Annotated in this window: 16 protein-coding genes, 2 pseudogenes and 1 CRISPR repeat array; of the genes and pseudogenes, 7 read left to right on the plus strand and 11 right to left on the minus strand. The window is 67.5% G+C overall.

Annotated features, from left to right (window positions below; genetic code table 11):
• Nucleotides 1-38: 38 nt before the first annotated feature.
• The 3 genes from cas8c to SLAV_RS39115 all read right to left on the minus strand — a co-directional run bounded on the left by cas8c (nucleotide 39) and on the right by SLAV_RS39115 (nucleotide 5345).
• Entirely contained in the window at nucleotides 39-1808 is a 1770-nt protein-coding gene (cas8c, locus tag SLAV_RS39105) for a type I-C CRISPR-associated protein Cas8c/Csd1 (RefSeq protein WP_078950659.1), read from the minus strand.
• Nucleotides 1809-1812: 4 nt separating this feature from the next.
• Nucleotides 1813-2505, minus strand: a complete 693-nt coding sequence (cas5c, locus tag SLAV_RS39110; RefSeq protein WP_037688829.1) for a type I-C CRISPR-associated protein Cas5c — start codon at nucleotides 2503-2505, stop codon at nucleotides 1813-1815.
• A 440-nt stretch (nucleotides 2506-2945) separates the two neighbouring features.
• Nucleotides 2946-5345, minus strand: a complete 2400-nt coding sequence (locus SLAV_RS39115; RefSeq protein ID WP_341869037.1) for a CRISPR-associated endonuclease Cas3'' — start codon at nucleotides 5343-5345, stop codon at nucleotides 2946-2948.
• A gap of 75 nt (nucleotides 5346-5420) precedes the next feature.
• Nucleotides 5421-6321: direct repeats of the CRISPR family, unit length 24 nt; unit sequence TTCGGGACGACCGAGGATCGCAAC.
• A 767-nt stretch (nucleotides 6322-7088) separates the two neighbouring features.
• On the opposite strand from SLAV_RS39115, the gene SLAV_RS41400 reads away from it, so the two are divergent.
• Both SLAV_RS41400 and SLAV_RS39120 read left to right on the plus strand, forming a co-directional pair.
• The gene (locus SLAV_RS41400; RefSeq protein ID WP_158740930.1) at nucleotides 7089-7403 is read left to right on the plus strand and encodes a hypothetical protein; all 315 of its coding nucleotides are present in this window, start codon (nucleotides 7089-7091) and stop codon (nucleotides 7401-7403) included.
• Nucleotides 7404-8787: 1384 nt separating this feature from the next.
• Nucleotides 8788-10044, plus strand: coding sequence for an IS110 family RNA-guided transposase (locus SLAV_RS39120; protein ID WP_100660728.1), 1257 nt, complete (start codon nucleotides 8788-8790; stop codon nucleotides 10042-10044).
• On the opposite strand, the gene SLAV_RS39125 is transcribed toward SLAV_RS39120, so the two are convergent.
• Nucleotides 9994-10392: an Imm32 family immunity protein gene (locus SLAV_RS39125; RefSeq protein ID WP_030239879.1), complete on the minus strand. Its 399-nt coding sequence runs from the start codon at nucleotides 10390-10392 to the stop codon at nucleotides 9994-9996. The two genes, SLAV_RS39120 and SLAV_RS39125, sit on opposite strands and share 51 nt — an antisense overlap.
• A 1180-nt stretch (nucleotides 10393-11572) precedes the next feature.
• On the opposite strand from SLAV_RS39125, the gene SLAV_RS39130 reads away from it, so the two are divergent.
• The 4 genes and pseudogenes from SLAV_RS39130 (at nucleotide 11573) to SLAV_RS39140 (ending at nucleotide 15742) form a co-directional block, all read left to right on the plus strand.
• The gene (locus tag SLAV_RS39130) at nucleotides 11573-11725 is read left to right on the plus strand and encodes a hypothetical protein (protein WP_159038045.1); all 153 of its coding nucleotides are present in this window, start codon (nucleotides 11573-11575) and stop codon (nucleotides 11723-11725) included.
• Between the two features lie 555 nt (nucleotides 11726-12280).
• Nucleotides 12281-12391: pseudogene (locus tag SLAV_RS43310) on the plus strand (IS110 family transposase); the annotation flags it as partial.
• A 40-nt stretch (nucleotides 12392-12431) separates the two neighbouring features.
• Nucleotides 12432-13643, plus strand: a complete 1212-nt coding sequence (locus SLAV_RS43815) for an IS110 family transposase (RefSeq protein ID WP_425276230.1) — start codon at nucleotides 12432-12434, stop codon at nucleotides 13641-13643.
• Between the two features lie 1385 nt (nucleotides 13644-15028).
• Complete coding sequence (locus SLAV_RS39140; RefSeq protein WP_030239877.1) at nucleotides 15029-15742, plus strand: hypothetical protein; 714 nt, start codon at nucleotides 15029-15031, stop codon at nucleotides 15740-15742.
• Nucleotides 15743-15751: 9 nt separating this feature from the next.
• On the opposite strand, the gene SLAV_RS39145 is transcribed toward SLAV_RS39140, so the two are convergent.
• The 5 genes from SLAV_RS39145 to SLAV_RS39160 all read right to left on the minus strand — a co-directional run bounded on the left by SLAV_RS39145 (nucleotide 15752) and on the right by SLAV_RS39160 (nucleotide 18814).
• The gene (locus tag SLAV_RS39145) at nucleotides 15752-16105 is read right to left on the minus strand and encodes a VOC family protein (RefSeq protein WP_244225225.1); all 354 of its coding nucleotides are present in this window, start codon (nucleotides 16103-16105) and stop codon (nucleotides 15752-15754) included.
• A 324-nt stretch (nucleotides 16106-16429) separates the two neighbouring features.
• Nucleotides 16430-16777 (minus strand): glutamate ligase domain-containing protein, encoded by a 348-nt coding sequence (locus SLAV_RS42975; RefSeq protein ID WP_425276242.1) that lies wholly within the window; start codon nucleotides 16775-16777, stop codon nucleotides 16430-16432.
• Between the two features lie 29 nt (nucleotides 16778-16806).
• Nucleotides 16807-17811 carry a UDP-N-acetylmuramoyl-tripeptide--D-alanyl-D-alanine ligase gene (locus SLAV_RS39150; protein WP_051841430.1) on the minus strand — a complete coding sequence of 335 codons (1005 nt, stop codon included), beginning with the start codon at nucleotides 17809-17811 and terminating at the stop codon, nucleotides 16807-16809.
• Between the two features lie 7 nt (nucleotides 17812-17818).
• On the minus strand, nucleotides 17819-18442 hold the full coding sequence (locus SLAV_RS39155; protein ID WP_030239872.1) for a cysteine peptidase family C39 domain-containing protein: 624 nt from the start codon (nucleotides 18440-18442) through the stop codon (nucleotides 17819-17821).
• Nucleotides 18443-18460: 18 nt separating this feature from the next.
• Entirely contained in the window at nucleotides 18461-18814 is a 354-nt protein-coding gene (locus SLAV_RS39160; RefSeq protein ID WP_158740928.1) for a D-alanine--D-alanine ligase family protein, read from the minus strand.
• Between the two features lie 135 nt (nucleotides 18815-18949).
• On the opposite strand from SLAV_RS39160, the pseudogene SLAV_RS39165 reads away from it, so the two are divergent.
• Nucleotides 18950-19189, plus strand: a pseudogene (locus SLAV_RS39165) (transposase family protein); the annotation flags it as partial.
• 168 nt (nucleotides 19190-19357) lie between these two features.
• On the opposite strand, the gene SLAV_RS39170 reads toward SLAV_RS39165, so the two are convergent.
• Together SLAV_RS39170 and SLAV_RS39175 are read right to left on the minus strand one after the other, a co-directional pair.
• Entirely contained in the window at nucleotides 19358-20077 is a 720-nt protein-coding gene (locus tag SLAV_RS39170; protein ID WP_030239871.1) for an HNH endonuclease family protein, read from the minus strand.
• A gap of 76 nt (nucleotides 20078-20153) precedes the next feature.
• The gene (locus SLAV_RS39175) at nucleotides 20154-20372 is read right to left on the minus strand and encodes a hypothetical protein (RefSeq protein ID WP_030239868.1); all 219 of its coding nucleotides are present in this window, start codon (nucleotides 20370-20372) and stop codon (nucleotides 20154-20156) included.
• Nucleotides 20373-20753 lie beyond the last annotated feature (381 nt).

Here is a 20753-nt window from a genome sequence, read left to right on the forward strand (position 1 = left end):
CCGGTGTGGGCTGCGGATGCAGCAGCTGGGGGGAAGAGTTACGGCTCGGGGTCGGGGTCGGTGCTCTTCCCGGGGGTGCTGTGGGATTTGGCGGCGGCCCGGTCCGCGGCGCGCTGCTGTTCGTAGCCGATGACGAACCGGCCCTGCTCGCGGGGCGTCAGGTGCAGGGGGATGTCGTCGCGGAAGGCGCTGAAGACCTCGCTGAGCCGGCTCTCCAGTGCTGATCCTGCGGCTGGGCGGTCCCTGCGCAGGCGTTTGAGGTGGGCGTTTGCTCCGATGCGCAGTTGGGTCAGGACGACTCCGGGGGCGGTGACCGCGGCGCTGAAGTGCTTGTCCCTGATGGTGGTGTTCACATCGCGCATTGCGGTGCGCTGGACGGCTTCGAGGACGGCGAAGGCGCGCCCGCACAGGTAGGCGGGGTCACCGCTGGAGAGGTCCAAGGTGGGCATCAGGTGGTCCTTGGGGTCGGCGGATCGATTGAGGATGAGCCGGAGCAGAGCGACGCGGGGCGCGTCGATGTGATGGTCGGCTCGGATGCGCTGCAGGAGCGAGGGCAACAGCCTGGCCGGTGGTGGTGTGCGGCGCAGCGCGCAGCGAGCGAGGTCAGCTTCGAGGCCGTGAGGCGCACTGTCCTTGACGTAGCGGTCCCCGTCGTGACGGCCGGCCGACAGGGCGAGGAGCCACAGCGGCACGTACCGGGACTGGCCGGTCCATCCGTCATGGACGCCGTGGTCCAGGTACCACGCGCCCACGTTCACCTTCAGATCCTCAAGGGGGACCTCAAGCCACTCGCGGACGACGATGCGGGCGTTGTTCAGGCCCAGGGTCAGGGCGTAGAAGTCGTTGGGGTCCACACGGTCGGCTGCCGCGGAGCTGGGGCGCTGGCGAAATGCTTCGATGAGGTGGCTGACCGCTGCGGGGTCGGGCTGGTCCTGGTACAGCAGTGCCATCGGCGAGTCGTCGGCTGAGGTGCGGGTCCACCAGACCATCACGCTGTCCGGGAAGCGCCGGCGGTTGGTGTCGCTGGCCAGGAGGTGGTTGAGGGTGGACATCGCCTGCTGGCCGCATCGGTCGCAGACGGGGGTGTTGGCCAACTGTGTGGCGCCGTCGCGGCCCTGGGCGGAGGTGTTGATGCTGATGAGCTGGCCTTCGTTGCTCCCGCCAGTGGTGGGGATCGCGCCCTTCTTCACGGGTTCGGGGATGGTGGCCAGCAGGTCACCCAGGGTGCCGCAGATCAAGCACAGTCCCCGCTGGCCCGCTCCTCCCTTGCGTTCGCGCGCCACCTGGGACCACACCCGTTGGACTGAGGGGTCTTCGTGGAGCCAGTGTGTCCCGACCATGATGGCCACGGTGTCCTTGGCGTCAAGATCTTCGGGGTGCTGCTGCTTCGGGAGGCCGCCGGCGGCGAGGAAGGCGCGCAGGGCGATGGCGGAGGGATTGTCCGGCTCGCCCTGTGCCCAGCGCAGGGCGAGGTCCCGGTAGGCGGCATGCCGGCGCTGGGCCTCTTCCTCGTCCTTCGGTGAGGGGCCGTCGGGGTGAGTAGCGTTCTTGGCCCGACCGAGCACGAACTCGGCGGTATCCACCAGCAGGTAGGGAGGCACCTTGGTCCCGGAACGCTGCACGTACGGGACGGGCGTGATCAGTGCCTGGTCCCGAGCCTTGGGCGGCGGCCGCCGGGATACTAGGCCCGCTCCACTCCCGTCCTCTTTGACGTGCAGAATCCAGTGGATCTGCTTAGGCCGGTAAAACTCAGGCGGCAGCGAACCGCCCAGCTGCTCGGAGTATTCGGTCAGACGTGCCAGCAGCATGCGCTCATGCCCCCGCTCCGGTCGCACGCCACGGAGCCTGCGGCATCGCGACCGCGTCGTCGGGCAGCGGCTGCAGGGGGACGTTCAGCACTCCGTCGACGAGGCTGGCCCTGAACCAGCGATACCGCTCGCCCTGCGGCGTGTACGCGATGGAGTGCAGCATCACGCCCAGCTCCTCGGTACGAGCGATGGGGCCGACCGCCTTCGAGGAGTCCGCGGGACCGAAGAACGCGGTGAACTCCCGGCAACCGAAAAACGGCTGAGAGAAGCTAGCCCCGCGCTCCACCCGGCGCCGCAACTGCTCACGGAACTTCTCCTGCGGAGCACCCGCGTGCGCAGCGGTGACCACCTGGGCCCCGATGCGATACCGGACGTCCTGCAATGCCATCGTGCTGCGCTGGTCCCGGTCTGCCTCAACGTCGTAGCGCCGGCTGGAGTCCGCACGCAGATCCCGCACCGTGGCCGCATTGATCGTGGACTTGACCTCGTTGCGTCGCACCTGCACCCACTGAATAGGCGACAGCACCTCGATCTTGGTGATCACATAGCTGAACTCCGGTTTCCAGAAGATCGCCTCCAGGAGGCCCCGGGCCGCCGAGGGGGTCATCACCGGGTAGCTCACCCGCTCGGCCTTCAGTTCCGGCCGCGTGAAGCAGGCCAGCTCCCCCCAGGTCTCGACCACCAGATCGGGGAACACCCAGCCCCCGTTACCACGCCCCGCGGCCCTGCGCTCCTCCGAAGCCAACGTACGCAACTGTGTTACCTCACCTTCATGCCAGGCATGCGGACCGAACCCGCCCCGCGGCGTTCCCACCGCGTCGGTTTCCCGCACCCTACGAGCCCCCACTGACAACGCGCGCTGAAGCCAACTGCCTTGAAATGAAGGCTTGTTCAGTGATATCGAAGCGTCTCGTTAGGTGCGGATCCACTATGGCAGCGCCAGCCCGTGGCCGTGCCGTCATGACTGAAAATGCTTCAGGCGTGACCACATGCCGCTCGTCTGTGGCCACGCCCGATTGGTGAATGGACCGAGCGAACTCGCCTCGATCACACTGTTTCTACCCTCAGCCCGCCCAGGCGAACTGCCGCTCGGTACCTGCAGGGCACCTCGCGACAGGGTAGCCACCCGCTCGCGCCTCAGAAGAGATATCCCGCACGATCCTCCGGCTCGAAGGGGTCCAGGCCCCTCTCCTCGTCGTAGCTGCCACACCACAGGACGAGATCACCGACTACCGGTTCCGCCAGCCCGCACGACAGAGCCGCGTGGACCTCATGACGAGGCAGAGCGGCCATGTGCGGCTGCAGCCGACGAAGAACCTCCGGACCGCACGGATACGGGCGGCGCAGGGCCGCGACATCCGCCTCCATCGCTGCCCTGTCCTCCTCACACCGGACCACCACCACGGGCTGCGAGTACTGGTCGGCAATCATCTGGAAGTCCTTGGCGACCTGCGGGAAATCCAGTGCCTGCCGAGACGCCTCGATGTGACTGCCCATGCCCTCCCCTCCCACCACCTGGTAGGCGTACCGCTGCCTGTAGTAGGAGGCCAGAGCATCAAGATCGTCGGGAAAGGCCAGTCCAGGGCCGAAAAACTCGGATGTCGCCTCCAGCGCGGCGGTGTAGGAGGGATCCTTGGGCTGGCCCCCGTCCTGGGCCCGGAAAACCACCGTGACGCCTTCCGGGAGACGCCCGTCACGGTTGCAGCGGCCGGCTGCCTGCTGCAAGGACTCGGCCGGCGCCCATGCCCGGTAGACCCAGGGGAAGTCCACATCCACACCAGCTTCGATCAAGGAAGTCGACACCACACGAACCGGCAGCCCCTCCTTCAAATCCTTCCGAATCGATGTGATGCCCTCCTGCCGGTGTCCGGCCGTCATACGCGTCGACAAGTGCCGGACACGCCCCTCGCACCTCTCCGTGAGCATGCGATGCAAGAGAGCCGCATCCCGCGTGGTGTTCACGATGGCCAACACCTGCTCACCCGCATCCGCGATCTCCTCCGCGATGCTTTCCCACGTAACGCCCACATCCATCCGCCACTCGTAGCGCACCCTGTGCAGCTCCCGGAACAGCCGGGCGACATCGCTCACCACCCCGCGGCGCTCAAGCCCCTCAAGCCGAGGCATAGACCAGAACTCGGGCTGAGTCGCCGAAACCAGTACGACCGACACCCCGAAATGCTCCACCAGCCCCCGCAGAACGCTCAGGATCGGGAGCAGAAGCCTGTCAGGCAGCGCCTGGACCTCATCCAGGACGATCACACTCCCAGCCAGCCGGTGCAGCTTGCGCATCGCCGACGGCTTGCGGTCGAACAGCGACTGGAACAACTGCACGGTCGTCGTCACGACGAAGGGGGCATCCCAGTTCTCCGCTGCCAGGCGTGACCAGACGCCGTTCCCCTCATCATCCAGCTCCACGGAACTGTGGTGCTCCAGCACCACAGGCTCGCCTTCCGCCTCCGACCGCGGATCCAGCATGTCCCGGTAGACCTGGGCATTCTGCTGCGTGATGCTGATGAAAGGCACCACCACCACAACCCGACGCATGCCATAAGCGGCAGCATGATGCAGAGCGAACCCACCAGCCGACAGAGTCTTCCCTCCACCCGTCGGCACATGCAGCACATACATCCCAGGCGGCCCAGCAGCAGCAGCCAATGCCTGCTCATACACGGCGCCCCGCACCTCATCCACAGGTGACTTCTCACGCCTGGCAAGCATCTCGTGCCGGCGCGCCTCAAACCGCGCTGCCAACACAGCCAGATCAGCCAGCCGACTCAGCCGCACAGGCCTCCCGGCGAAGTGCGCCTCTGTATCAAGGAAGTCAGCATCAACCAGGCAACTGAACAGCATCCGCACCAGCAGATCCATCCGCAGCCGTAGTTCACGCGCCGGGATCTGCAAGTCGGTCAGCCAGGGCGGCGGCGGAATCCGTCCACTCCGCAGAATCTCGGGAACGACCCCAGCGACCCTCACGGTCGCCTCCCTGGCCGCCTGCCCCTCCACGCCCGTGCCCGCAAGCTCAGCCAGCACAGCCCCCAACTCCTGCAAGGAAGGCATACCACCATGATGACCAAGCACCGGCGCAGCAAAGGGCCGACCCAACACCTCCGCCGCCAGAAGCGCACCCGCACCCTTGTGCGGAACCCCTACCCTGCCCCCAAGACGCTCAGCCCGCTCCAGAGCAACCTGCCACGCACAACTCCCCTTCCCCACGTCATGCACGAGGGCGAGGTACTCCGCGGAAGGCCCCATCCCGAAGGCACCTCCGAAGACACACGCCAGCGAAGCAGATCCCCGTAAGTGATCCTGCACCGTGTGCCGTAAGCCGCTGACGTCGCTACGACTGTGGGCCCACAGCGGCTCGCCAGGGTCTTCGCTGTCTCCGGGTTCCACCGATAGGCTCGACATGGTCAGGCAGCCTATGAGGCAGCACTGACAATCCGGTTCACGTGCATGAGAAGGGTGCTTCGGAACCCCAAGTGCACACGAGACACGCGACTTGCTCCGAGGTAAGACCAACCGGTTCGGCCCCATTTGGTCCTCGGCGTCGGACCTTTGATCGACCTAGGTACTCTGAATCATGCAGTTCAGCCGCCGTGGCGGTCGTCCTTCGGGACGACCGAGGATCGCAACCTGACGTTCTGGGCAGCGAAGGAGTCGGCGGAGGCGGGTGGCGGTCGTCCTTCGGGACGGCCGAGGATCGCAACGCCATCGGCGCCGTGGCCTGGTGCGTGCCGTACGTGGTGGCGGTCGTCCTTCGGGACGACCGAGGATCGCAACAGCGCACCCGCATCGAGCAGCTGTCCTGGGTGCTGGTGTGGCGGTCGTCCTTCGGGACGACCGAGGATCGCAACCCCAAGCCCGCCCGGGGCCAGAACGGGAAGGGTGGCGGTGGCGGTCGTCCTTCGGGACGACCGAGGATCGCAACCACAGGCCGAAGTGGGCGAGGACACCGGTCGCGAAGTGGCGGTCGTCCTTCGGGACGACCGAGGATCGCAACCTGACTGCGAGACGTCCGCCGGAGCATCCGCCACGGTGGCGGTCGTCTTTCGGGACGACCGAGGATCGCAACAACCCAGCAGGTCACGGCCGCCATCAGGGACGGGAGTGGCGGTCGTCCTTCGGGACGACCGAGGATCGCAACGCCGCGGCCCTGGCCCGGATCACCGACGAAGTGCTGTGGCGGTCGTCCTTCGGGGCGACCGAGGATCGCAACACCTTCCGCGTGGGCAGGGGCGGGCAGCGCCGGGCGGGTGGCGGTCGCGCTTCGGGACGACCGAGGATCGCAACCAGCGCGGCATCAGCCTCGCGACGCCTGGCCTGGAGGTGGCGGTCGCCCTTCGAGCTGACCGAGGATCGCAACCTGCACCACCGGCTGGTCGGGGAGCTCTACGGCATCGGTGTGGCGGTCGTCCTTTGGGACGACCGAGGATCGCAACCCCGAACCGGGGACCCCCCGTGATGATCAGATTCGGAGTGGCGGTCCCTCGCTACGACCGAGGATCGCAACGGCGCGCTCGTGAAGGAGATGAAGAAGCGCGGGCTGGTGGCGGTTGTCCTTCGGGACGACCGAGGATCGTACGTCGGAATCGCCTCGCTCCTCGGTCTCGACTGGTCCGGTGGCGGTCGTCCTTCGGGACGATCGAGGATCGCAACCCGCTTCCTGCTCGTCGTACAGCTCGGCGGCGCGGGCTTGGCGGTTGCCCTTCAGGACGACCGAGGATCGCAACACCAGCGGCACGACAGGCACGTCGGCCGGCACGCCGGGGTGGCGGTCTCCCTTCGGGGCGACCGAGAATCGCAACACGCTCCTCCGTCTGGCGGAAGTGGGCGGAGTCGGGGTGGCGGTCGTCCTTCGGGACGACCGAGGATCGCAACGCCGGAACGCTCGACAGCCGAGTGCGCCGAGCCCTCGTGGCGGTCGTCCTTCGGGGCGACCGAGGATCGCAACGCGTACTCCGCGATCCGGAAGGCGAGTTCGCCGACGGTGGCGGTCGTCCTCCCACGCGACTGAGGGAACGAAATGTCGAGCGCGCGTGGTGGACCTGTACGACGATGGTGGCGGTCGTCTGCTTCGGGACGACCGAGGATCGCAACCGGAGTTACAGATTCGGAGGTGACGCCATGGCTGTGGTGGCGGTCGTCCTTCGGGACGATCGAGGATCGCAACGACTGGCCGAACGTACAGCGGGCGACCCGGTGCGGGTGGCGGTTGCCCCTCGGGGTGACCGAGGTTCGCAACCTCGGGGTGGGCGGAGATCGCTCTGCGGAGCCGGCATGGCGGTTGCCATTCGGGTGACCGAGGATCGCAACATCGACGCGTCCAAGCTGGGCGCAGACACGGCCGTAGGGGCGGTCGCCTTTCGGGACGACCGAGGATCGCAACTGCACGGCGGTGCTGATTCCGGCGCCCATGCCGTTGAGTGGCGGTCGCCCTTCGGGACGACCAAGGATCGCAACCAGACCAGACCGGTGGAGCCCCGGCCGTCCGCCGCGCGGCGGTCGCCCTTCGGGGCGACCGAGGATCGCAACGACCACGACCAGGCCGCAGAGCAACAGCGCGCGGCGGGTGGAAGTTGTCCTTCGGGGTGACTGAGGATCGCAACCACCAGCACACGGACAACCCGATCGATACGGACTACTGTGGCGGTTGCCCTCAGGGGTGACTGAGGATCGCAACAGGGTGTCGGCGGGGCCTGTCGTGTGGGGGAGTGCGGGTGGCGGTCGCCGTTCGGGACGACCGAGGATCGCAACAACCAGATTGCCGATGCTCTCGGCCTGGACGAGCAGGTGGTGGTAGCCCTTCGGGGCGACGGTGGATCGCAGCCAGGCTGGCCCGGTACGCGAGCCGCGTCGGCTGCTGGGGTCGTAGTCGTCCTCCCGCACGACTGAGGAACGAAACGTCGAGCGCGCGCGGTGGACCTGTACGACGATGGTGGCGGTCGCCCTTCGGAACGGCCGAGGATCGCAACCTCTTCCACGTCGCACTCAGCCGGATGCGGGCCGGCGTGGCGGTCGCCCTCGGGACGACCGGGGATCGCAACTTCGGGAACCAAGGTGATCCGCCCTGGCAGGGGCGGTGGTGGCGGTCGTCCTTTGGGATGACCGAGGATCGCAACTTCGCGTTCGAGGCCATCTGCTCGTTGAGGCGGTACGTGACGGTCGCCCTTCGGGACGACCGAGGATTGCAATGCTTCCGGCACGGTGGGGGCGACGGCCAGCTGCCGGGGCGGTTGCCTTTCGGGGCGACTGGGGATCGCAACACCGAGTACTTCACGAACACCGGCAGCGGGTCCGATGTGGCGGTCGCCCTTCCGGGCGACAGAGGATCGGAACGTAAGGTTGTGTGTGGTCCTGGCACCGGCTGCAGGTGTCGGTCGCCCTTCGGGACGACCGCGGATGGCAACTTCGCCTGCGCCGGGACGGCGGCCGCAGGCCGGGCCGTGGCGGTCGCCTTTTTGGGGCGACCGAGAATCGCAACGCCGGGGTCGGCGGGTCCAGCAAGGGCGCCACCGCAGGTGGCGGTCGTCCTGCGGGGCGACCGAGGATCGCAACATCGACTGCATCGAGGACAAGACGGCGCTGTCCGCCTGGTGGCGGTCGTCCTGCGGAGGGACCGAGGATCGCAACACCTGGACGAAGTTTCCGTCAGCAAGTCCGTCCTGAGTGGCGGTCGCGCTTCGGGCGACCGAGGATCGCAACTGACCGAGAGGGGGCCAGATGCCTCAGCCCCCCCGTTACCTTCTTCCTGGCTCCGCAATGGGGCTACCGGCCTTCGGGTCCGGCATGACTTCCCCCCCCTTGTTGCGGTTGATGATCCGGGGGGTGGTGTCACCGGGCCCGGAGGCATCGACGGACCGCTGATGAGGGGCTTGAGCACCGGCTTACCCGAGCCGGAGGAACTCTCCGTAACGTGGGTGTGGCAGCTCGGTGCCGAGGCAAGGCCGGACGAAAGCGTGAGCGGAGGGGCTCGCACGTGATCGACACCAGCGACATCGACGTCTTCCTCGGCCTGGATGTCGGCAAGGGCGAACACCACGCCACCGCCGTCACCCCGGCAGGCAAGAAGGCCTTCGACAAGCGCCTGCCCAACACCGAACCCAAGCTCCGCGAGCTCTTCGCCAAGCTGCAGGCCAAGCACGGGACGGTGCTGGTCGTGGTCGATCAGCCCGCCTCGATCGGTGCTCTGCCGCTGGCGGTCGCCCGCAACATGGGCTGCCCGATCGCCTACCTGCCGGGGCTGACGATGCGGCGGATCGCCGACCTCTACCCGGGCGAGGCGAAGACCGACGCGAAGGACGCGTTCATCATCGCGGACGCCGCTCGCGCGATGCCTCACACGCTGCGGGCGGTCGACGGCGAGGACGAGACGATCGCCGAGCTGGAGATGATCGTCGGCTCCGATGACGACCTGGCCGGCGAGGCAACCCGGGTCGCCAACCGGCTTCACGGCCTGCTGACCCAGATCCATCCGTCGCTGGAGCGAGTACTGGGGCCCCGGTTGCAGCATCCGGCCGTCCTGATGCTGCTGGAACGGTTCGGGTCCCCGGCCCAGATCCGCAAGGCCGGACGGCGACGGCTGGTCACCCTGTTACGCCCGAAGGCTCCGAGGATGGCCGAGCGGCTGGTCGAGGAGATCTTCGCCGCCCTGGACGAGCAGACCGTCACCGTTCCGGGGACCGAGGCGGCCGCGCTGATCGTCCCGAGCCTGGCCGGATCGCTGACCGCTGTGCTTGGCCAGCGCAAGCTGCTGGCCGGGCGGATCGAGGAACTGCTGGAGGCCCACCCTCTTTCGAAGGTCCTGACCTCAATGCCCGGAGTCGGCGTCAGGACCGGAGCACGGATCCTGATCGAGGTCGGCGATGGCAGTACCTTCCCGACCGCCGGCCACCTCGCCGCCTACGCGGGCCTTGCTCCCGCGACCCGCAGTTCAGGGTCGTCGATCCGCGGCGAACAGCCCTCCCGAAGGGGGAACAAGCAGCTCAAACGGGCCTTCTTCCTCTCCGCGTTTGCCGCCCTCGGGGACCCTGCATCGCGGGCCTACTACGACAAGAAGATCAGCCAGGGAAAGCACCACACCCAGGCCCTGCTCTGCCTCGCCCGACGACGAGCCGACGTCCTCTTCGCCATGCTCCGCGACGGAACCTTCTACGAACCCCGGCCAGCCACTGCCATCAGTCGTTCATCGAGTCGGCATGCCGCCATGAGGACTGTTTACGACCATGGCCAGTGACCCAGCGACAAGGTAGTAGTGATCCGGGAAGTACTCGATGTGCTGGTGCCCGCCGTCGTCCATCTCCGCAATCGACTGAACTTCGTCAGCAAGAGCCGTCAAGCCCAGCCGGTCACCCTCGATGAGTAGAGCGCTGCGCTCCGAGTCAACTCGGATACGGACACCCGGGCCGCTGGTGCTCACCACCTCGACTGAAGCCAGTTCAGTGCCCCCGAAGCTCGGTTCAGCCGAGGCGGTGGTTTCCGTGCCACCCTTCCCCGCGGCGAGGGCGAAGGCCAGGACGGCGAGTTCCGCCGCACCGCCCGAGACGTCCACCCCATCCTCATCGGGAAAGAACAGAACCCTCATCCGCCACAACCCCTTCGGTTCCACAACGCCAGACTCAACGACCAGAGCCGTTGCCCCTGGTCAACCGGGCTTCCCCGGCTCAAGGCCAGCCGTCACGGACATTACCCACCGCTTGACGAAACCCATAGGGGCACCCCCCCCCGCGTGGCGGTCGCCCTTCGGGACGACCGAGGATCGCAACGACTGGCCGAACGCACAGCGGGCGGCCCGGACCGGGTGGCGGTTGCCCTTCGGGGTGACCGAGGTTCGCAACCTCGGGGTGGGCGGAGATCGCTCCGCGGAGCCGGAATGGCGGTTGCCATTCGAGTGACCGAGGATCGCAACCTCGGCACGGACAAGCGCCTGTACTGGACGCACGACGTGGCGGTCGTCCGTCGGGACGACCGAGGATCGCAACGAGTCGATGGGGTTGCCCCGGTACGTCGTCAGCAAGGGGTGGCGGCCGCCCTTCGGGACGACGAGGATCGCAACAACCGTCACCCGCGGCTGACGGTCCCCCTTGTCGGGTCGTGGTGGTCGTCCTTCGGGACGACCGAGGATCGCAACGACGGACCTAGGGACACCCGAGCCTGTGGAGCTGACGTGGCGGTCGCCCTTCGGGACGACCGAGGATCGCAACCTGACAACGGCGCCAACCTTGCCGGGGCCGTCCGGGTGGCGGTTGCCCTTCGGGATGACCGAGGATCGCAACCCCACAGTGGGAAGCGACAGGCGCCGGGGAAGCTGGTGGTGGTCGCCCTTCGGGATGACCGAGGATCGCAACACCAAGTGGGAGGACGAGGAGACTACCAACACGAGTGGCGGTCGCCCTTCGGGGCGACCGAGGATCGCAACGTCGGGTGCTGTACCCGCCCGATCGAGCGCACCGGGTTGCGGTTGCCTTTCGAGGTGACCGAGGATCGCAACCGCACGGACCGGCTTGAGAATGACTCCGGCCAGCTCGTGGCGGTCGCCCTTTGGGACGACCGAGGATCGCAACGAGGGTGTCCTCTTCGATCGGGACCCGCGCGCGGGCGTGGCGGTCGTCCTTTGGGACGACCGAGGTTCGCAACTTCACCGGGTACTCGATCGTCTCACCGGAACCCGTGGCGGCGGTCGCCCTTCGGGGCGACCGAGGATCGCAACTCCTCCACCCACGCGCGGCCGACGAGTGCGTGCGTCGTGGCGGTTGCCCTTCGGGATGACCGAGGATCGCAACTATGTGCAGTACGACACGCGGACCCTGCCAGGGGTGCGGCGGTGGCCCTCCGGGGCGACCGAGGATCGCAACGAGGCGGACACGTTCAGCAAGCGTGGCGTTCCGCTGGTGGCGGCCGCCCTTCAGGGCGATTGAGGATCGTAACGACTTGGCCGTCGCGCGCTTGTGGGCGGACTCGTCGGCGTGGCGGTCGCCCCGCGGGGCGTCCGTGGATCGCAACGACTGGCCGAACGTACAGCGGGCGGCCCCGTGGCGGATGGCGGTTACCCTTCAAGGTGACTGAGGATCGCAACGGCCGGCCCCACGAGTCGGCCATCATCTGGGCCGATTGTGGCGGTCGCCATTCAGGGTGACCGAGGATCGCAACTCCGCCTCGGAAAGGGCGGTCACGACGGTGCCGAGGTCGTGGCGGTCGCCCTTCGGGACGACCGAGGATCGCAACCACCAGTTCACCCGGGGTCTGACAGTGAGGATGTCCTTGGCGTCGTTCGGGGGTCTGACTCTGGGTCTGACTGACGTTTCGGCTGTCCGTCTGTTGAATTGTCGGCCGCCGAACGACGCCACCGCGTGTGCTCGCGGGTGTCCGTGACCTCGTAGGAGCTTGGCCACCAGCCTCATCACTGTCTTGTCCGTCAGCCTGGGCAGCACACGCTGCTCCGGTACCCATACGGAAGGACGGCAGAGCCGAGCATGACAGCGCCCGAGATAGCGGTGATCGGCGGAATCGACACCCATACGGACGTCCACCAGGCCGCAGTGATCGACTCGATTGGCCGCCACCTGGACACGCAGCCGTTCGAGACGAACTCGGCCGGCTACGAGCAGCTGCTGGCCTGGCTGCGTGCCCAGGGCGACGTCATCGCGGTCGGGATGGAGGGCACAGGGGGCCTACGGCGCCGAACTCGCCCGGTTCCTCACCGCCAGCGGCATCACGGTCGTCGAGGTCGACCGCCCGGACCGAAAGGCCAGGCGGGCCCGCGGCAAGTCCGATCCGATCGACGCCTACGCGGCGGCCACCGCCGTCCTGTCCGGTCGCGCGAGCGGAACACCCAAGAGCCGGAACGGGATCGTGGAAGCGATCCGCGCTCTGCGTGTGGTCCGCAAGAGCGCCGTCAAGGCACGGACGCAGACCATCAACCAGATCCGCTCTCTGATGGTCACCGCTCCCTCCGCCCTGCGGGACAAGCTTCGGGGACTGCCCACCGGCCTGCTGATCGACACCCTCGCCCGCACCCGGCCCACCGGTGATCTCACGGACCCGGCCTGCGCGACCAAGACGGCACTTCGCTGCCTCGCCCGGCGCTACCAGGTCCTGCAGCAGGAGATCAAAGAGGCCGACGCGGACCTCGCTCCCCTCGTGAGACGAGCCGCTCCCAGCCTCGTCGCCCTGCCCGGAGTCGGGACCGAGACAGCCGGCCAGCTGCAGCGCGGTGTGCACCGCGAAGGCGACGTGGCGGTCGCTGTTCGGGACGGCCGAGGATCGCAACTGCGGTTCTCCACAGACGACGGGGTAGACCTCGCACGTGGCGGTCGTCCTTCGGGGCGGCCGAGGGTCGCAACCATGCAGCCTACGCCGGGTAGCGGCCACCCCCCACCCGGAGGCAGCACTGACAATCCGGTTCACGTGCATGAGAGTGGTGCTTCGGAACCCCAAGTGCACACGAAACACGCTACCCACTCCGAAGCAAGAACAGCCAGTTCGGCACTATTTGGGCCTCGCTGTCGGCCCTTTGCACGGCCTAGGTACGCTGAATCATGCACCTCAGCTACCGTGGCGGTCGCCCCTCGGGGGGACCGAGGATCGCAACGGCCTCGTCGTTCGTGGTGTTCGCGGCCCTCGCCGCGGGTGGCGGTCGCCCCTCGGGGGGACCGAGGATCGCAACTGCCTCCGCTTCTGGTGACGGTGCTGGGAGCGCAGCGTGGCGGTCGCCCCTCGGGGGGACCGAGGATCGCAACACCAGGCTCAGGGCCTGCTGTGCCTGGCGACGGCGCGAGTGGCGGTCGCCCCTCGGGGGGACCGAGGATTGCAACCTCTTCAAGTGGAAGAAGCTGATCGTCCCCGCCTTCGTGGCGGTCGCCCTTCGGGACGACCGAGGATCGCAACTCCCTGGTGGCGGCGGTGACGTCGACTCCCTTGCCGAGTGGCGGTCGCCCTTGGGAACGACCGAGGATCGCAACCTCGATGACGTGCTTTTCGAGGGCCCGGCGGACGTCGGGTGGCGGTCGTCCTTCGGGACGACCGAGGATCGCAACCAGAGGAGACCGGCGACGAGCAGAACCAGGACGACCGTGGCGGTCGTCCTTCGGGACGACCGAGGATCGCAACACCAAGAGCCCCGACCACGCCGCGCGACGGGCTGAAGGTGGCGGTCGCTCTTCGGGGCGACCGAGGATCGCAACCGCGAGCGGCTGTGGCAATCCGCGGGTGGTCGGTGGTGGCGGCTGCCCTTGGGACGAGCGAGGATCGCAACTTGAAGGCGACGATGGCGTAGATGTCGACGGTGAGGTGACCGTTGCCTTTCAGGGCGAACGCCGGTTTCCCGATCGGACGGAGCATGCTGGACGGGTGGCCGTCGCCCTTCGGGACGACCGAGGATCGCAACGACGTGGACCTAGGGACACCCGAGCCTGTGGAGCTGACGTGGCGGTCGCCCTTCGGGACGGCCGAGGACCGCAAATCGACTGCATCGAGGACAAGACGGCGCTGTCCGCCTGGTGGCGGTCGGCCCCGGGGTGACCCAGGATCGCAACCGGCAGGCCCTGACGGCGAGCTACCGCACGGCGTATGGCGCTCGTAGCCTCTCCACGTGGTGGCCGTCTTTCGGGACGACCGACGATCCCCCAATGCCAGGAGTGTCGATGGCCGGTAGTACGACTTCGAGTGGTGATCCTTTCTTGGGGATGGCCCGGCCTTCTTGGGGTTCACTGTGCCCGCGAACCATGTTGTAGGTCCCGAAGCAGACAGTCCACTGCACGTTTCCTCTTCTGCCCGTTTCTGCCCGCGGGCGTAGAGCAGAGCCACCACTTCGGCGTCGACCAGGGCAGGCCGCACCGGGACGAGAAAACGGCTCGGTTTGTCGGCCAGCACGCTTACGAAGGAATCGGTGTCGTTGAGGCGTACTCAGGGCCAGCACGACAAGTGCGGCGTTCGTAGCCCCATCCAGTGAGTCGCCCCAGGAGTGGGAGGTGCCATTGCACGAGTTTTTTGCCGTACACGCCCATCACTCTCTGGACGGCATCCCCGGACTTTCATCCGACTCCAGCGCATATTCCAGCCAATGTCGGACATGGTGGCTTTGTAGGCGAGTTCCGAGAACGTCTGTTGCTCAGCGCTGGGATCGCCTGGTTCCACGTGAGAGTGATGTCGCCGAGTTTTGAGAACACGTCGGTGCTTGATTCGGGACCCTGGTTGTGCTCTGCACGACGAGGGGGCCCGGGGTGCTGCCGAAGTCCAAGGTCGATCTGTACGCGGCGATCCGCCGTGACGCCAGGACGGGCATGTCGCTGCGGGCGCTCATGCGGAAGTACGGCGTCGGCTACGAGACCGTGCAGCGGGCTCTGGTGTCGGCGTTGCCGGAGCCGCGGAAGAAGATGAGCCCGCGGGAGACGCGGCTGGACTCTTTCAAGCCGGTGATCGACGCCATCCTCACCGCGGATCTGACCGCGCCGCGGAAGCAGCGCCACACCGTCAAGCGGATCTACGACCGGCTGCTGGACGAGCACGACGCCGCCGGCATCTCCTATCAGATGGTCCGCGGATACGTGGCCGCCCGCCGTGAGGAGATCCGCCTGCAGACCGGCCGAGGAGTCGTGGACGCGTTCGTCCCGCAGACCCACAAGCCCGGTGCCGAGGCCGAGGTCGACTTCGGGGACGTCACGGTCAAGCTGGCCGGCGAGCTGGTGACCTGCTACTTGTTCGGGTTCCGGTTGTCGTACTCGGGCAAGGCCGTCCACCGCATCTTCGCCTCGGCCGGGCAGGAGGCGTTCTTCGAGGGCCACGTCCACGCTCTCAACGTGCTGGGCGGGGTGCCGACCGGGAAGGTCCATCATCGAGACCGGCACCGACTCCTACCGCCTCGCCACCACCCGTGCCCGCGCCGAACAGGCGGCCAGGTGAGCCGAGGCGGACCAGCAGTCACTGAACTTGCCTGAACAACAGGGTCAGGGGCCGACGTACTCGAAGACCCCGCCGTGCGGGTGCCGCAGCACCGCGCGGCGGCCGTTCGGGGTGGTCTGAATAGGCATCACGATTTCGGCTCCCCCCGCCCCTGCCTCATCGACCGCGGCGTCCAAGTCGGCGACGGTGAGAGTCGCCGCCACCCCCGCGACTCGCTGCACCGCCTCGTCAGGTCCGGCGAACAGGAGGAAGGGACCGACGCTTGCCAGGGTGACCCCAGCAAAGGCGAACCGCGATGCGGTGCTTCCGGTCAACTTCTCGTAGAAGGGCACAGCCGCATCCAGATCCTCGACACGCTGTCGCACGACCACTGAATCAATAGCCATGGTCGACATCATCACACCTTCCTACGTACCTGCGAAGGTCGTCTCGGCGTCCGGCAAGCCACGAAGCCGCCAGGCGCGTTTGAGACGCCTCGACGCTGGACGTCAAACGACAAGCTCAGGGACAGCCTCCGGCGCTTCGGGAACCCGAAGCCCAGACCGCGAGACAGGGGCTCCCCCTGTTCCTACTTCTCGCCAACATCTTCAGGGCTGTCAGCTCCTGGTCGTTCTCGGAATGCAGCGACAATCGTTCCTGCTTGTGACCTACGCAGCCAGACATGGCTTAGCCCCGCTGCCGGTGGGGCGAACGGGGCTTGCTTGCCAAATATTTTTCCGACCCTATGGGGTAGGCATGCCGGCCAGCTCGCGGGCGACTGCTTCGAGCCCGAGGGCGTTGGCGCCCTTGACCAGGACCACGTCGCCGGGTTTCAGCACGCGCGTGATCTCCTCGATGAGGGGGACGCCCTCCGATGCCTTGGCGGCGGTGAGGCCGGCGGCGGTGATGGTTGTGAGCATGCGGTCCATGTGCCCGCTTCCGATCCCGATCACCTTGGCCGGTCCGAGGCGGATGACCTGCTCGGCCACCCGGTCGTGCCAGGCAGCTGCTTCATCACCCAGCTCCGCCATCTCGCCGAGCACCGCGATCTTCCGGCGGGTCGGATCGGCGATGTCGCTGAGCGCAGCCAGAGCAGCGAGTACGGATTCGGGGCTGGCGTTTAGGCGTCGTTGATGACGGTGACCCCGTCTGCGCGGGTGGTGACCTCCATACGGCCGCCGCTGGAGATTTCGGCTTCGCGTAGTCCCTGGGCGATGCGGTCCGTGGGGACGCCGGCAGCGATGGCTGTGGCGGCAGCGGCCAGGGCGTTCAGCACATTGTGGCGGCCGTGGACGCGCAGGTCGATGTGTCGTCGGCCGGCGCTGTGGACGAGAACGAAGTGCGGTCGTCCGTCATGCTGCACGACGACCTGCTCCGCTCGAATGTCGCAGCCTTCACCGAAGCCGAAGGTGATCACCGTTGCGTTGGTATCACCAGCCATGGCCGCCACCAGTGGGTCATCACCGTTGAGGACAGCGGTGCCGTGTGCGGGCAGCGCCCGGACGATCTCTGCCTTCGCCCGGGCGATCACTTCCCGGGATCCGAATTCGCCGATGTGTGCGGATCCCACCCCGAGGACTGTGGCGATCGTAGGGCGGGCGATGCCGCACAGAGTATCGATGTGTCCGAGGCCGCGGGCGCCCATCTCCAGCAGGAGGTACCGGCTGCTGTTCTTGACCCCGGAGACGGTGACTGGGAAGCCGATCTCGTTGTTGAACGACCGGGGTGTCGCCACGGTAGGGCCGTCCAGCTCCAGGATGGACTTCAACAGGTCCTTCGTGCTGGTCTTGCCAGCCGATCCGGTCAGTCCGATCACCGTGCCGGTGAAGAGGGAGGCGACACGCGCAGCGATCTGCGCCATCGCTCCCAGAACGTCGGGCACCACGATGGCAGCCGCGTCCACGCTCCGGTCCGCCAGCACGGCGACCGAGCCAGCCTTCACCGCCTCCCTGGCAAAGTCGTGTCCGTCTACAGACTTGCCGCTAAGGCAGCAGAACAGGCTGCCGGGGGTGATATCGCGGGAGTCGAACACCAACGGACCGGTGATCAGCCGTGCGGGATCGTCAACGCCGGTGAGCTGTCCGCCGGCGGCAAGCGCGGCATCCTGCAGGGAGAGAGGGATCATGATGCTCCTACTGTGCGTGGCCCAGAACGACCCCCCGGCCGGCGAAGAACCGCCCGAGATCCGCCCGTGGCACCTGGTGGAACTGCTGTGAGATCTCCGGAAACCCGGAGGGGTTGTGGATTGCAATGTGGTTGGCGTTGGACCCCACGGCGAGGACGAGGTGCCCGCCCCGCTGGGCCGGCTCAAGGTCGAGGGTGCGGATGCTCCTGTGCACTGACAGAAGCACCAGCCGCCCGCGGGCAACCTCGGCGTCTACCTGCTCCACCGACAGCTGAGGCCGGGACTCGGCGAACAGGCCCCACCGCGTGGCGACCCACGCGGCGAACGGGGCGTAGATCAGTCCTTGGACCTGATCGCCGTCGCGCACGTACGCTCCGGCGGCCAACGCCTCACGGACCAGTGGCACTGACGCGGGCACGGGGTGCCCGAAGTACCCCAGCGCCATCCGCAGGCACGCCATGCCGCACATCCGCGGCGCCCAGAATGCGTACTCCTCGGCCGTGTCGGCACCGGAGGACGCCCAAAGCGGATCAGCAGCTGCGGCCGTGGTGCCCGAGACGAACTCGGGCACCAGGGAGGCGGACTCCCACTGCGAGAAATACGGGACATGGTGGGTGGTAGCAGTAGTCATGCCCCTACTCTGCCGCCGTCACGGCACGTACGAGACCTTGGTGAACGCGGTGTCGAGCACCCGCTTGATCAGCTCGACGTACGACACGCCCGCCGCAGCCGCCATCGTCGCGAGATTCCCGTGCTCCGAGAGGCCAGGCACCGTGTTCACTTCCAGGACCAGGCTCCGGCCGTCCGAGCAGACGAGGAAGTCCACCCGACTCACCCCGTGCGCGCCGATCAGCCGGTGCACCCGCAGCGCGGTCTCCATCACACGCTGCTCCACGTCCTCGGGCAGGGCGGCCGGACATGTTTCGCGGCGAAGCCCCTGGTCGTGCTTCGCCTCGTAGTCATAGAACGCGCGATCTGTCTCACAGGCCAGCAGCGGCAGCACGACGGGCCCGCCTTGGTGGAGGATGCCGACCGTGCACGGGACGCCGTTAATTTACTGCTCGACCATGTACTCGGCGTACGGCTGATTACGCCGCGCCCGCAGCAGCTCAGCGAGTTCCTCCGCGCTGCGGCTGATGCCGACGGCGGCTATCCCGGCACCGGACTCGTCATGCCCTACCGCCGGCGCAAAGGTGAAGACCTGCCCGGCTGGAAGTGGGAGCGCAACACGTTCCACAGGCAGGTCCGCGCCCGCGTCGAGCGTGTCTTCGCCCGCATGACCTGGAAGATCCTCCGCGACTGCCGACTCAAGGGCGACCGTGTCCACCACGCCACGCGCGGCATCGCCCGCCTGCACAACCTGGCCCTCGCCGGATAGGCGAGCGGGCCGCACAGTGAACAGTCACGTGCACACCGCACCAAAGATCATTCCCGGGACAGCCCGTAGGGCTTCACCCACCCCACTGCAGCATGGGTTTCGTACCGATGTGCCGGAAACGCCAGGCGCGCGAGCTGCGTGGACACGGTGCCCCGGAGGCCAAACGGGTTAGGGAGCTGATTCGTAAACGACGGTGGTGGCGGGGCAGTCCTCGGCGAGTCCGAGGAGGGCATGGCGTTCGCTTTCATCGACGGCCAGGTCCCAGCGCAGCTTCGTGCCGACCCAGGAAGCAGCGTACGTGCAGTGGTAGGAGTCGTCCGACGGCAGCCACTCCGCCGGATCCTTGTCGGCCTTGCTGCGGTTGGAGGCGGCGGAGACCGCGATCAGCGTGTCCGGGGAAGCCTGGTCGTTGGCGTACGCCTCCCGCCGCGCCGCCGACCACGGAGCTCGTTCGGAGTCGTAGACCTCGGCGAGCGGGACGAAGTGGTCTACGTCTAGGCGGGCTGCGTCGGAGACAACGACATTGTCGTAAGCGCTGAGCCAGGATCCGCTGGTCAGCTTGCAGCCGGCCGCGACCTGTGGCGCCGTTACGGCTTCGGCGAGGATGACTTCCTTGCGGGTGTCGCAGCCGTCCGTCGCGTTCAGGCCACGGTTCCAGTGCTTGTACAGGTCCCGCTTGTAGCCGTCGCGGTGCTCGGCGGCCACAGGGAGCCGGTCGATCGCCTCGAACAGCGGCAGTGGCGCCCGCACCCCGGCTGGGCCGGTCACTCCGGTCGCGGCCAGTGGTGCTGTCTCGGCGGTAGCCGAGTGGGCAGTCGGAGCTGCGAGGATAGGGAGGGCGCAGAGGGCGAGTGCGGGCAGACCGCGAAACATCAGGTTCTTGATCATACCGGCGGGTCTATCGGGCCGTTCCCCTGCCCAACCAGGGACGTGGAGGACAACTCACCCGTGCGGGTGACCGGATTCACCGCAGAAACGAGCCTGCGCTCTCCGCCTCGTCAGGGTCGAGGTAGCCGCTGTCTCCGGTACCCCGGCTGATGTCCGCGTGGACGAGGACCTGCACTTCGTTCTCTCCGGGCGTGCGCCGGAGCTGGCACGGTCCGCTGGACAGAAACAAGGCCGAGATCCGGTGCGCTGCTTCGAGCACGGCCTTCTCGTGGCCCCGGATCTCGATCGTGATCACGTTCTCGTCGCTCTTGACCGGACGAACCGCGCAAGCGAGCCTCAAGTTTCGGCCAGCGCCAGGGACCACACCTTTGAGCGTTCACGAGCGCCACGTGCCGGAGGAGGTGGTACTGCGGTGCCCCGTGCTGCCGATGCGGCCGCCACGACCTCATGGGTGTGGGTGGTCTCTGCGATCTTGGCCGCGGTGAGGCCCCGGCGGGTGTTCGTGGCGAGGGTCTCTTCGTGGTCTCGGGGACCTTGGCCAGGGGATGTGCGGTGGCCTCCTCATGGGTGCGTGGGCTGCCGGTCTCCAGCTCGGCCGTAATCTCTTGGTCCCTTGCGGGACGGGACGGTGTCCGGAGCTCGGAGCACCTGCCCGTGCCGGGCATGCCCGGCATGC

Source organism: Streptomyces lavendulae subsp. lavendulae (assembly GCF_002803845.1).
GTDB classification, from domain to species: Bacteria; Actinomycetota; Actinomycetes; order Streptomycetales; family Streptomycetaceae; genus Streptomyces; species Streptomyces lavendulae.

Excerpts from the sequence above, each read along its gene's own strand:
- SLAV_RS39130 (WP_159038045.1), top strand. The coding sequence starts at position 11,573 with ATGACCGAGGATCGCAACTATGTGCAGTACGACACGCGGACCCTGCCA.
- SLAV_RS39145 (WP_244225225.1), bottom strand. The coding sequence starts at position 16,105 with ATGATGTCGACCATGGCTATTGATTCAGTGGTCGTGCGACAGCGTGTC.
- SLAV_RS39155 (WP_030239872.1), bottom strand. The coding sequence starts at position 18,442 with ATGACTACTGCTACCACCCACCATGTCCCGTATTTCTCGCAGTGGGAG.
- SLAV_RS39150 (WP_051841430.1), bottom strand. The coding sequence starts at position 17,811 with ATGATCCCTCTCTCCCTGCAGGATGCCGCGCTTGCCGCCGGCGGACAG.
- SLAV_RS39170 (WP_030239871.1), bottom strand. The coding sequence starts at position 20,077 with ATGATCAAGAACCTGATGTTTCGCGGTCTGCCCGCACTCGCCCTCTGC.
- SLAV_RS39115 (WP_341869037.1), bottom strand. The coding sequence starts at position 5,345 with ATGGGGCCGAACCGGTTGGTCTTACCTCGGAGCAAGTCGCGTGTCTCG.
- cas8c (WP_078950659.1), bottom strand. The coding sequence starts at position 1,808 with ATGCTGCTGGCACGTCTGACCGAATACTCCGAGCAGCTGGGCGGTTCG.
- SLAV_RS41400 (WP_158740930.1), top strand. The coding sequence starts at position 7,089 with ATGGCGGTTGCCATTCGGGTGACCGAGGATCGCAACATCGACGCGTCC.
- SLAV_RS39125 (WP_030239879.1), bottom strand. The coding sequence starts at position 10,392 with ATGAGGGTTCTGTTCTTTCCCGATGAGGATGGGGTGGACGTCTCGGGC.